We start from the raw sequence: 12,045 nt of genomic DNA on the forward strand, positions 1-12,045 counted from the left end.
TCCCTTATTCTAAGGGGAGAGCTCCCCTCTTATTATAAGAGGGGAGGGGGGAGTTATTTCATATTCCGATCACCTTTATAAAATTAATGGCATGATCCACGATCCGGTCCAGATCCGTGATCAAATCAAGATAAATAGCGCTGGTTGCAATGGTCTCCCGAATCTCTTTTCTCAGCCTTTCCAGGTGAGAAAGGTGGAGTCGGGTCTTCCACTTTTTTGCTTCTTCACATTCCATGAATATTTCATGGGCGAGCCCTTGATCTTGCTTGATAAAGGCCGCAAATGATTCCCGAAACAAATTATAAACCATTCGATGAAATTCTTCCAGTTCCCCCTGTCCTTCCAAAGAGAATTCTAAATCTTTTCGAATTTTTTTACGAGCAAGTTCTGCAAGGTCTTTACTGATGAGGTCCCCCACATGTTCTAATTGATCCATGGCATAAAGCAGTCTTAATTCATGTTCGGTTGCCTCCGTTCCAAATTTTGTAGTCACTTTTTGAATCAAAAAGCGTGTTAATTCAAAATTAAGAAGATCTACTTCTTCATCGGCATCGACAATTTTTCTTAATATTTTTGGATCATTATCACGAAAAAGAGCGATGAGTTCAAAAATCATTTTCTCCACTCGATCGCCCATTTCAGAAACTCCTTTTTCAACTCCAGCCATACCCTCTTCACTTAAATTAAATGGTTCTTTTTTTGAAGGGGCATGAATGAGACGAGATAAGAGCCGAGCAGCCCATTTTGTTCCGGGAAGTAAGACAATCGAAGTGATGACATTAAAAAGAACATGGGCATTGGCAACAAATCGGGCTTGGACTCCTCCTTTTTCCCAAAAAAATTCAGTAAAAATTAAAACACATTTTTCGAACCATGAAAGGAAAGGAAGAATCATAAGGACGCCTACTATTTTCATTGAAAAATGTCCTAAAGAAAGCCGCCAGGCATTGGGCCCTCGTCCCGGGCTCGCCATCAGTGCAGTGACGCAGGTTCCTACATTGGCGCCTAGCATGGGTGGAATAGATGAAGAAAAAGACCAGGCGCCTTGGTTGACCAGCGTCATCACAATCACAATGGTTGCTGCGCTTGAATGGACTAAAGCGGTGAGAAATGCCCCGGCAAGAAAGCCCATCCAAAAAGAACTTCCTAAAAGGGATAAGCTCCCTTCAATCCAGGGGGTATCCTTTAAAAGTTGGACCGCTTGATTCATGAGTCCCATCCCGTAAAAAAGGAGGCTAAATCCAACCAGCCCCAGGGCGAAGGACTTCCATCGATCGCTCTCGAGCGACTTCATTCCCAAAAATCCAAGAGCCAAGGTTGCTAAAGCAACGCCTGTCCAATCAAAGGCAAGAACTTGAATGGTGAGTGTTGTCCCAATGTTAGCGCCCAGGAGCATGGTGAGTGCCTGGTCCAGATTGAGGAGAGAGCTGTTGACAAAACTGATGAGCATGACCGAGATAGCGCTGGAGGATTGAAGTGTGATGGTTGCAATAGCTCCCAAGAAAAGGGCCCGCAGCCGATGGCGGCTCATCAAATTCAAAATCACACGTAATTTTTGTGCTGCAACTTTTTGCAGGCCCTCACTGACAAGATCCATCCCATAGAGAAAAAGGGATAGTCCTCCAATCAGTTTTAGAATAGGAAGAGTCATAGTTATAATTTAAAATTCAAAAGCCAAAATGCAAAATGACATATTAAAATCCAAAATTTCTAATGCTATTGCAAGGGAAACATTTTAAGTTTTTCATTGTCATTTTGATTTTTGATATTTGATTTTTGGATTTTCATTCCTGGATTTACATCCAGCGGCTCTCCAGGAAGCCCGGCCTGATGATAAGCATAGGCCAGTCCTGCAATCATCGCTCCATTATCTGTGCACATTTTCCGAGAGGGAAGCGAGAGTTGAAAACCTTCGGCTTTAGAGAGTTCTTGAAGCCGTTCCCTTAGCCTTGAGTTGGCTGCAACGCCTCCTCCAATCGCCAGCCGATGACATCCTGTTTTTTTAAGGGCCCTGAGACATTTTTCAGTGAGAACTTCGACCACAGTTTCTTGAAAACTTGCAGCTAAATCTTGGGTGCGTTCTTTATCCCATTTGGCAAAAGTCTTTTTTTGTGCCCCATATCCTTTGACAAGATAGAGCACAGCTGTTTTAAGTCCGCTGAAACTAAAATCTAAAGAGGATTTTGAAAGCATCGGTCTTGGAAATCGAAAGGCTTTAGAATTTCCATTTTTTGCCAATTGATCTATCACGGGCCCTCCGGGATATCCCAGTCCTAAAAGTTTTGCAACCTTGTCGTAGGCCTCTCCAGCTGCATCATCAAAAGTTTTTCCTAAGACCTCATATTGTCCGAGTTTCTTAACCCAAACCAGTTCGGTATGTCCCCCTGAAACGATCAAACTCACCAGTGGAAAATCCATGGTTTCGTCTTCTAAAAATGAAGCATAAAGATGCGCCTCAAGATGGTTAATTCCCATGAGTGGTTTTTTTAAAATAGTACTAATCGTTTTGGCAAAAGTAACGCCGATTAAAAGGGCTCCCACCAAGCCCGGTCCGGTTGTCACCGCCATTAAATCAATTTGAGAAAGTGTCTGATGGGCCTCTCTTAAACTTTCTTCAACAACAGATCTGATGATTTCCACATGACGTCGAGAGGCCAATTCAGGAACGACGCCTCCATAGGCATGATGCAAGTCCCATTGACTCGAAATCACATTGGAGAGAATTTTTGGTTGATTCATTCCCCCTTCCAGCACACAAGCCGCTGTTTCATCACAAGAAGTTTCAATGCCAAGGACGAGCATATAAAGACAGTTCAAAGTTTAAGGTTTAAAGTTTAAAGCTCAAAGTTTAAAGGGAAAACCCTGCTTGTAAGTCTTTAAACTTTAAACTTTAAACTTTGAACTTTGAACCGTTTTTCAAAAGATCAATCGCTATTTGAATTTGAGAATCCCGTAAGAGAGGACGCGGTGCGTTTTTTTCAGATTCTTTTTTTTGTTCGTTTTTTAAAGCGATGACATCTTCTTGAGAGAGTTCAACCACCACATCAGGAATAATTCCTTTATCCTGAATCTGGCGCCCGAGCGGGGTGTAGTATCTTGCGGTCGTCAGTTTTACGGCTGAGCCATCGGATAAAGGGATCACCGTCTGGACCGATCCTTTTCCAAAGGTTTTTTCGCCGACAACCCGTCCTCTTTTCAAGTCTTGAATGGCTCCTGCTACAATTTCTGAAGCGCTGGCGCTCCCCCCATTGACAAGGACCATGCAGGGAACATCCGTTATGGAATCCAATCTAGACTTGAAAATGAGATTCTGAGTGGGCTGGCGTCCCCGGGTTGAAACAATTAAATTACCTTTTTTTACCAATCGCTCCATCACTTCAACCGCCGATTGCAAAAGCCCTCCAGGATTATTTCTTAAATCAATGATCAGTCCCTTGAGTCCTTCTTTTTGAAATTGCTGAATCTCTGTCTCGAAATCCTTAGGCGAACGCTCTTGAAATTCTGAAATACGAATATATCCAATTCCTTCTTCTAACATTTCTGAGCGGGTGATGCTTTGAATTTCAACCATTGCACGCTCCATCTCACATTCGATGGTTTTCTTTTCCCTTCCTCTTAAAAGGATGAGTTTGACCGTGCTTCCTAATTTTCCGCGGAGTTTTTTGACAGCTTCGTCAAGATTCAACTTTTTAACGGGTTCTCCGTCAATGGCCATAATCCGGTCGTTGGGAAGAATGCCAGCCCGAAAAGCGGGCGTTCCGTCAAGCGCAGCAATCACAACTAAAAAACCTTTTTTAAAAGTGAGTTCCAGCCCTACCCCTGCAAATTTTCCTCCCGTCTCCACTTTCATTTCTGCGTAGGCTTCAGGATCTAGAAATTGACTGTGGGGATCAAGAGTATTCAGCATTCCCTTCAATGCGCCATAAATCAGTTTTTTGGGTTCTACTTCGTCTACATAATCTCTTTGAATGAGGGCAAGCCCCCGGGTGAATAAATCCAAACTATCATAGACATCTTTTGAAATTTGATGTTCAGGGAGTGCCGTAAGGGAGAAGGAAATAATAAGGGTCCCTAAAAGGCCAAAAATCCATTTTTCTTTTTTCATTGAGAAGTGACAGGTTGTTTTTTGCTGGACGGATTTAGTTCATTTTTAAAATAGGCAATCGTTTTTTGAAGCCCTTCTTCAAGGGGAACTTCCGGACTCCAACCCAGATGATGTTTTGCCTTTTCAATATTCGGCTGGCGTACATGAGGATCATCTTTAGGAAGAGGTTCGAAAACGATAGGGGCTTGACTCCCCACCAGTTTTTTAATCAAATGGGCAAATTCAAGAACCGTCATCTCGTTGGGGTTTCCAATGTTGACGGGTTCATTTAATTTTGAAAGTGCCAAGGCATAAATTCCTCGCACCAAATCCGAAACATAACAAAAACTCCGCGTTTGCTGACCATCTCCATACACAGTCATGGGCTGATTTTGAAGGGCCTGGCTGATAAAATTAGGAACGACACGGCCATCTTGCAGACGCATTCGAGGCCCAAATGTATTAAAAATTCTTACAATTTTTACATCCAAACCATGATAATGATGATAGGCCATACTCATGGCTTCTGCAAAACGTTTGGCTTCATCATAAACCCCACGCGGGCCTACCGGATTGACATTTCCCCAATAATCTTCTTTTTGAGGATGGATTAAGGGATCTCCATACACTTCTGAAGTAGAGGCCAGGACGAAAGCGGCTCCTTTTGCTTTGGCCAGTCCAAGCGTTTTATGGGTTCCGAGTGCTCCAACTTTCAGCGTCTGAATGGGATAATCTAAATAATCTTTGGGACTTGCCGGAGATGCAAAATGGAAAATGATATTGACAGGTCCTTCGACAAAAAGATATTCCGTCACATCGCATTTATAAAATTTAAACCATTCGTTCCCTAGCAAATGCTCAATGTTTCTTGTATTTCCTGTGAGTAAATTGTCAAGGCAAAGGACGCGATGCCCTTTTTGCAAAAGAAAATCACATAGATGAGATGCTAAAAAACCTGCTCCGCCTGTCACTAAACATGTTTTCATTCTGCCCTCTGTTTTCGGTCACCTGTCGCCGGTCTCCTGTTTCCTGTCTTCTGTTTTCCAACTTGAGGTATTATAATAGAATTACCGTGACTGAAAAAGGAATAGTTCTAGCATTCGATGAAAATACGATGAAGGCCAAGGTAGAACTTGATCATCCTTCGAGCTCGATCAGCAATTTTCCGGAATGTCTAGAAGCTTCTTGTAAAGAAATTTTGAAAAAAAATGATGAGGTGATGATTTTTTTGAGTCCTCCTCATCCTCTTCAAACAAAACCATGGGAACTTATCTTTTCGATGATCATTTTCATGATCGGTCTTTTCTCTGGAAAATTTCTTTTAGGATTTGTAGTCTCACTCATGATTCTGACGGTTCCTTTTTTTAAAGGGCATCGTTCGCATTTTTCTTACTTGCCTTTGGCGATAAAAATAACATGAAAAAGCTCACACTCAATTTTGTCGAAGGGCTCGCTCTCTCAACCGGTCAATTTCTTTTGAAAAATCTTTCAAAACTGAAAAGAGGACAAATTCATTTTAAGGGAAAGAATGATTATGTGACCGACATCGATCGTGGGTCAGAAAAGAAAATTGTCGCAGCCATTCGCCGTCATTTTCCAGATCATGCAATCATGGCTGAAGAATCTTATGCGAAAGCAAAAAGAAATTTTCATAAACCACTCTGGATTATTGACCCTTTAGATGGAACGACCAATTTTATTCATGGGCTTCCTGTTTTTGCTGTTTCGATCGGCGTTTGGATTGAAGGGAAAATAATTTTGGGAGTGGTTTTCGATCCCAATCGAAATGAGCTTTTTAGCGCTGAGCGTGGCAAGGGGGCCTTCCTTAATCATCAACGAATCCACGTTTCTCAAACGAAAAAATTAAAAGAAACCCTTTTAGCGACAGGATTTCCTTTTCGATCAGAAGAGGTTTTAGATGATTATTTAAAAATTTTTAAAGCTCTTTGCCCCCAAGTGAGTGGGATTCGAAGAGGAGGGTCTGCCGCCCTTGACCTTGCCTATGTGGCCTGTGGCCGATTCGACGGATTTTGGGAATTGGGTCTTCAGCCTTGGGACATTGCTGCAGGATGGCTTCTCATCGAAGAAGCAGGTGGGAAGGTGAGTAATTTTAAGAAAGGGCCCTTTCAACTCCAATCCCAAAATGTAATGGCAGGAAATCCAAATCTATATCCCTATTTCAGTAGAAATATTCAGGTTAGCTAAATTACAAATTTTTGTAAACCTCTCTACGATGTCCAACATGAACGACAGTTATCGTTCTAGCCTTATCATCTATGTGATAAACAATTCTATAATCTCCATCCCTCACACGAAAAAGATCATCGCCCTTTATTTTTTCACAGCGGTGAGGTCTTTGAACAGTAGATAACGATTTAATCTTGAGGTCAATTTCTTCGATAAAATTAGGAGGGATAGATTTAAGATCTCTTCTTGCTCTTGGTGAAATGATAATGGAGTAAGACATTTTTTATTTCAGTCCAAGTTCTTTACGGACACTCTCGTACGAAACAAATTGTTTTGATTTTTTCAATTCTGTTTTAGCAATTTTTCGATCTATTTCGTCTTCCATTTGTTTAAGAACGTCCAAATCAGCCATAGGAATAAAAGCTGCAACATTCTTGCCACGCCGCTTCACCACAATCCTCTCGCCTTGATAAATGACCTTATTAAGGGTATCAGAAAAATTGCCTCTAATGGTTCTTACCGATAAGCTTGTCATAAAACCTCCATGTGTACATAGTGTACATAAATGGCAGCATGCTGTCAAACAAAATATCCTCGATTCATCGAGCCCGGCGTATTAAAAATTGAATACCTATTGACTTTAGATTTTTTTAGGTTCTATAATCTCCCTAAATTGCTTTCGTTCTTTTCTCTTTGAACTTTGAACTGTATTTATTTGGGCTGTGCTTGCTTTGATTTTTTGTTTTTTCTTTAAACTTTGAACTTTGAACTGTCTTTCTGGGGGCACATCACATGTTGAAAAGATATTTTTCTATCAGTTTTTTGTTGGGAGCGCTTACTTTGATGGTTTGGGGTTGTAATGGAGGAGATAATAATTTTAGTGGAAATGTTAACCCGACTCTGAATGTTACCGGGAATTATGAGGTGAAGAGAACCCCCAATGCTGCCCTTAAAAATTTCACTTTTACTCAAACGCATAATCGTGTTCAGGCGGTAGATAATGAGGGAGTTTCTTACACGGGAACTACGTCGGGGGATATTACAACTACCGATGTTGATGGAACACATACTGTAACCACGTCCGCGACTCTTCAGGGGACAGATGCTTCTGGAGTTGTTAGAACGATTGTGATCACCACCATTACCTATTTGGTAAAGGATCCCTTCAGCGATCCCAGTACGACGACAGATGCTGCAAGTGCTATTAGTATTATAGGTCTCGCCGGAACCTACACGGATACCGCCGGTAAATCTGGTGCGATTGAGATGGTGGGGAACTCGCTTCAGCCGGATGATACATTTTGATTGATTTTTCATAACTTACTTTTGTTGAATGGATTAATGAAATTACAGATGCCCTTTTGTGTCTGTGAAAAATCCCTCTAATAACCTACCCATTCAAAAACAAAATTTTTTCGAACTATATTTTGACTTTTTGTCCTCGTGCAGTGTCTTCTCCTATGTCCATATATTGAAGGGAATTCTTTTTTATGCAGGAAACGATGGCCAAACTTACGTGGTGGATCCGTGTGTTTCTTCTCTTTCCTTTGACCTTTTCACTGGTCCTAGATCCATCACTTCTTTCCCAAAAAGCATTTGCCCAACCCATTGCTGTAAAGCCTATTACATCAAATATAAATTCAAATTCCCTCATGGCTCCTTCTCTTTTAGACATGGATGTTTCTGAAGAAAATGGCCTGATCGAACGCCGATGGATCTCGCCTAACCCTGCTGAATCAAGAAAGGTCATCATTGTCCAGGATATTCACGTGCAGCCCGAGGCCCAAAAAAATATTGCAAAAATGATGGAGCGTTTGACGCAAGACTATGGCGTTCATTGGATTGGGGTGGAGGGGGCTTCTGGACCTCTCGATATTTCCAGGCTTGAGAAGGTCGAGGCCAGTTTGAAGAAGAAAGAGGAAGTGACGCATCAATATTTGAAGAGAGGAATTTTAACGGGCCCTGAAATGCTTTCCATTATCAAGGATGGAAAATTGGGTCTGAAATTCTGGGGAATTGAAGATGTCGGACTTTATCGGGAGAATCTAAAATATTTTCGAGAGACGGTGAGGGCTCGAGAAAAAGTGATGGAGGATTTAAAAGGATGGATCCAAGAGATTCGTCAATTGGAAAAGAAAACTTATTCAAAAGAGTTGTGGGAGTTTGAGGAAAAGGCGAGGGCGTATGAGGAGGGAAAGTTGCCAGTAGATTGGTGGATCAGGAGTTTGGTTAAGATTAGAAATCAAAAATCAAATATCAAAAATCAAAATGACAGATCAAAAATTAAAAATAAAAAAGGTCAGTTGTTAACTCGTAACTTGTCTTTGATGCTTCAAATCAGTTCTCTTGAGAAAGATCTCGATCTTAAAAAAGTAGAAGAAGAGCGCAAAACATTTTTGGAGTCTTTAGAAAAGAAATTAGTGAAGGAAGAAATGGTGAGCGTTTTAAAGGACAGTTTACTCTTTCGTTTGGGCCGTATGAGTGAGGCGAAATATTATGAGACTTTAAGCCCTTCTCTTAAGAATGTTTCAGGTGCATTTCCTAATCTTGAAAAATACATCCAGGCGGTGCTGATTCAAAAAGAATTAGATTGGACGTCTCTGACAAAAGAAATTTCGAGGCTAGAAGATGAAGTGAGAAATAAGCTTATGCAGTCTGAAGGAGAGGAGAAATTGTATGAGGTGTCGGAACAATTTAAGGCAATTGGGAAAATATTGAATTTGGAATTGACGAGGGATGGGTTTGAAGAATATCAGGAGAAGGGGTGGGGAAGCGTTCAAAAGGTAAGGGAGGATGTTGAATATTTGATGATTCAAAATCAAAAATCAAAAATCAAAAATCTCCTAGCTGGACTTCAGTCTTCGGCATCCTTCTACCAAGCCGCACTCAAGCGAGATCATGTTCTCTTCGCCAATTTTATTCATCAAATGGAGAAGGAAAAAATTCAAGAGGCGGCGGTGGTGGTCGGTGGATTTCATAGTTTAGCTTTGGAAGAAAATCTCAAAGAGAAGGGAATTTCTTTTATTGTCCTGGCGCCTCAATTAAAGCATGTAGAGGAACTGACTCCTTATGTAGACCTCATGATGGCAGATGATATTTTAATTCCCGAAGAGAATAAAAATCAGCACATGGCTCCTCCTCATGCGGTGGATCCTCGTGAAGCGGTTGTTCAGGATCTTGGACTGTCCGGTAAAGCGACGGAAAATGTTAAAGGGATGACAGGGGAAATGACAGAGCAGGGAGTTCTAAGCAGTGGTGGTGGAAATGTCAGAAGTAGAGAACTGACCCCACTTCAGGAGCCTACAGGGGCAAGTCGTTTCTCGACAACGACTACCCTATTTTCAAGGAGTTTAAATTCTCCCAGATCTACTTTGCCTTTTATTTGGTCTTTAATAGCGCGAATGTCGGATTCAATGCGGACATTGCTTTCCTCTAACTTCTTGAGTTGGGATTGGGTTCGGGCTTGGCCGTCGCTCAGTTCCAGAAGTCCAGCCGAAAGAGATTCTAGGGTCCCTTCTGTTCTACCAAATCTCCGGTCGATTTTATCGAATCTCTGGTCAATCTTTTCGAATCTCTGGTCAATCTTATCGAATCTCTGGTCAACTCTTTCAAATTTCTTATCGATCTTTTCAAATTTTTCATTGCTCTCATCAAATCCCCGATTTACGCGTTCTCTTAGTCCGATCAATCCTTCACCAAAAACCTTAAATTGGCTTCGCATTTCCTCAAGAAGGACGGAATTATACCGTTGGATTTCCTCAGGAGTGGGAATGGGTTTCGGAGTTTTTTTCTCATTTCTCTCATTCATAGATAGAATTCTAGTTTTAGGGTTGTCACAAGTCAATCGAAATTTATTTTTTACCCTTGCGGTTTTGGAAAATGTCAAAAGTCAAGACTTGACCCCAGATTCAAGCAGCAGTGACAGGAATGTCAATCGTTACCCTACCGAGTTCCTCGATGGGCAGACGGGTGCTGGCATCCAGGATCTCAAGACCAAAGAGCCTCCCGCTCCTGTCGATGTCGCACAGAATTCCGTCCCGAATTTTAATCGTCTGACTGATTTTAGACTTTTTCTGGAACTGAATATAAAGGGCATCAGCCTGGCGGTCATAATTTATTTTCATCTTTTATTCTCCTTCCCAATCCGAATTTTCCATTACATGCTCAAGATGCTTGTAAGTTGTCATCCCCGAGTGTTCCCCGACTCAAACACTCGGGGACATGTTTTATCGGGGATCCATGTTTTTTTGGATTCCCGCTTAAAGCTTGCGGGAATGACGGATACAGGGGGTAGATCCATTCTGGGTAAAGGAAGGCTTTTTGTCAATGCTTTAGGGGTATTAACGACTTCAGCTGCAGGCGGCAACGTGGCCTCTGGAAATTGGACGGCGGAGCATGAGGGGGATTTGCATGGGATCTTTAAATCCCTTTTTGGGACGGATTCTGATGTGAGTGAAAATTATCAAAAACAGGTCGCGGAGTATAAAACATTTCTTACGCGTTATATGCCTGAGGTGTTGGCGACTTTGGATATGGACGAGGGTGTGCTTGCGCAGGTTGGGAATGGGGCGGCTTCCAGCAAGGCAGCATTAGAACAAAGATTGATGGAAATTCTCCCTCGCTTTCAGGCCTTCTTTTTTAAACCACCCAATGGCTATGATGATTTTGCAGCTCTCATTTCACCCTCCCCTCAGTCCCCTCCCATCGAGGGAGGGGAAGTACAAGGAGGAAAAGATTTTGCGCTTCATGCAGATGCGCATTTTGGGCATCATCAGACTTTGCCAGGTCCAGACCAAGAACAAAATATTTACATCGCTTCTCCTGCCTTCGACAAGAAAACGGAAGGAGAGAAATTAGAAATGATTGCCCATGAATTGGTGCATCTTGTTTTGGGGCGTGGGGATGATGTGCATACACTCGCGAATCGGGTGGGGGCGGCGGTGAGGAGAAAGTATGATGAGAAAAATTTTGACTTGGTTCAAGTGCAAGAAAAGATGGGGAAGTTTTTAGGTGCGAAGGAAGCGCTTTTAAAAGCTGTTCATGAGGGAAATCAAGACGCTGCGCTCGCTCAATACAATCTTTTGAGTGAAGCAGTTGCTGAGTTGGCACAAAATAAAATTCTAGAGATATCGAAAGAGACGTTAATTGAAGTTTTGATGGAGGTTTCTGAATATCGTGATTTCATTCAGACTTTGGTTTTCTATATTCAGCATGGAGGTCTTTCAAGGGAAGAGGTGGAGAAACTGCTTGAGGTTTTGAAGTCTTATGATCCCTCGAAAATGGTTGTAGAAATGAGAGAGTTGGGAGTAGAGCAATTTCCAACTTTGATGCAAGGGGAGATTCCCAAAATTGTTGAAGAGGTAATAAATTCTGTTTTTGAAGATGATGAGGGTGAAAGGAATAAGAGGCGTCCGCAGATTTTGGGGGCGATCAAGACCCATGCATTGGCGAATCAATTTCCAGAAGGTACGTTTACAACCTATGATTTTCAAGATAAAGAAAAAAAATTAAAACTTTTAGCTCGACTTGCTCGGTTAACAATCAATGTCGGAGCAGCTGAAGCCAATGCAGATAAAGAATTGGGTGTTGTACACTTAAGTGCGACCAAGGGCTGGGATGCTCGGAAACTGAGAGTGGCATTGAAACATGAGCTTGTTCATTGGCTGGCTTTTAACAAAGTTTTAAAAATTGATCCGAGTTGGGAATTTACAACGTTTGCAGCCCATTCCGCAGATCGTATCATTGGCTTTGCTGAGGGTGTTTCAGAAGACGAA

Annotated in this window: 10 protein-coding genes; 3 read left to right on the forward strand and 7 right to left on the reverse strand. The window is 41.9% G+C overall.

Annotated features, from left to right (window positions below; genetic code table 11):
- Positions 1 to 58 precede the first annotated feature (58 nt).
- The 4 genes from HYS07_03125 to HYS07_03140 all read right to left on the reverse strand — a co-directional run bounded on the left by HYS07_03125 (position 59) and on the right by HYS07_03140 (position 5,070).
- The gene (locus HYS07_03125) at positions 59 to 1,651 is read right to left on the reverse strand and encodes a Na/Pi cotransporter family protein (protein MBI1870165.1); all 1,593 of its coding nucleotides are present in this window, start codon (positions 1,649 to 1,651) and stop codon (positions 59 to 61) included.
- 65 nt (positions 1,652 to 1,716) lie between these two features.
- On the reverse strand, positions 1,717 to 2,802 hold the full coding sequence (gene tsaD / locus HYS07_03130) for a tRNA (adenosine(37)-N6)-threonylcarbamoyltransferase complex transferase subunit TsaD (protein ID MBI1870166.1): 1,086 nt from the start codon (positions 2,800 to 2,802) through the stop codon (positions 1,717 to 1,719).
- 88 nt (positions 2,803 to 2,890) lie between these two features.
- The gene (locus HYS07_03135; protein MBI1870167.1) at positions 2,891 to 4,105 is read right to left on the reverse strand and encodes a S41 family peptidase; all 1,215 of its coding nucleotides are present in this window, start codon (positions 4,103 to 4,105) and stop codon (positions 2,891 to 2,893) included.
- Positions 4,102 to 5,070 (reverse strand): SDR family oxidoreductase, encoded by a 969-nt coding sequence (locus HYS07_03140; GenBank protein ID MBI1870168.1) that lies wholly within the window; start codon positions 5,068 to 5,070, stop codon positions 4,102 to 4,104. The genes HYS07_03135 and HYS07_03140 overlap by 4 nt, the downstream gene beginning before the upstream one ends.
- Before the next feature lie 128 nt (positions 5,071 to 5,198).
- Between HYS07_03140 and HYS07_03145 the strand changes: the two genes are divergently transcribed.
- Both HYS07_03145 and HYS07_03150 read left to right on the forward strand, forming a co-directional pair.
- Complete coding sequence (locus HYS07_03145; GenBank protein ID MBI1870169.1) at positions 5,199 to 5,504, forward strand: hypothetical protein; 306 nt, start codon at positions 5,199 to 5,201, stop codon at positions 5,502 to 5,504.
- Positions 5,501 to 6,289, forward strand: coding sequence for an inositol monophosphatase (locus tag HYS07_03150; protein ID MBI1870170.1), 789 nt, complete (start codon positions 5,501 to 5,503; stop codon positions 6,287 to 6,289). Before HYS07_03145 ends, HYS07_03150 begins: the two co-directional genes overlap by 4 nt.
- 1 nt (position 6,290) lies before the next feature.
- Here HYS07_03150 and HYS07_03155 read toward each other — a convergent pair whose 3' ends face one another.
- Together HYS07_03155 and HYS07_03160 are read right to left on the reverse strand one after the other, a co-directional pair.
- Entirely contained in the window at positions 6,291 to 6,551 is a 261-nt protein-coding gene (locus HYS07_03155; protein ID MBI1870171.1) for a type II toxin-antitoxin system RelE/ParE family toxin, read from the reverse strand.
- 3 nt (positions 6,552 to 6,554) lie between these two features.
- Positions 6,555 to 6,806: a type II toxin-antitoxin system prevent-host-death family antitoxin gene (locus tag HYS07_03160; protein MBI1870172.1), complete on the reverse strand. Its 252-nt coding sequence runs from the start codon at positions 6,804 to 6,806 to the stop codon at positions 6,555 to 6,557.
- A 257-nt stretch (positions 6,807 to 7,063) separates the two neighbouring features.
- Here HYS07_03160 and HYS07_03165 point away from each other — a divergent pair, with 257 nt between their 5' ends.
- Positions 7,064 to 7,576 (forward strand): hypothetical protein, encoded by a 513-nt coding sequence (locus tag HYS07_03165; protein MBI1870173.1) that lies wholly within the window; start codon positions 7,064 to 7,066, stop codon positions 7,574 to 7,576.
- Positions 7,577 to 10,179: 2,603 nt separating this feature from the next.
- Here the strand turns inward: HYS07_03165 and HYS07_03170 are convergent.
- Positions 10,180 to 10,395, reverse strand: coding sequence for a DUF2283 domain-containing protein (locus HYS07_03170; protein ID MBI1870174.1), 216 nt, complete (start codon positions 10,393 to 10,395; stop codon positions 10,180 to 10,182).
- Positions 10,396 to 12,045: the final 1,650 nt, after the last annotated feature.

The organism is Chlamydiota bacterium (assembly GCA_016178055.1).
Taxonomy (GTDB): Bacteria; Auribacterota; JACPWU01; order JACPWU01; family JACPWU01; genus JACOUC01.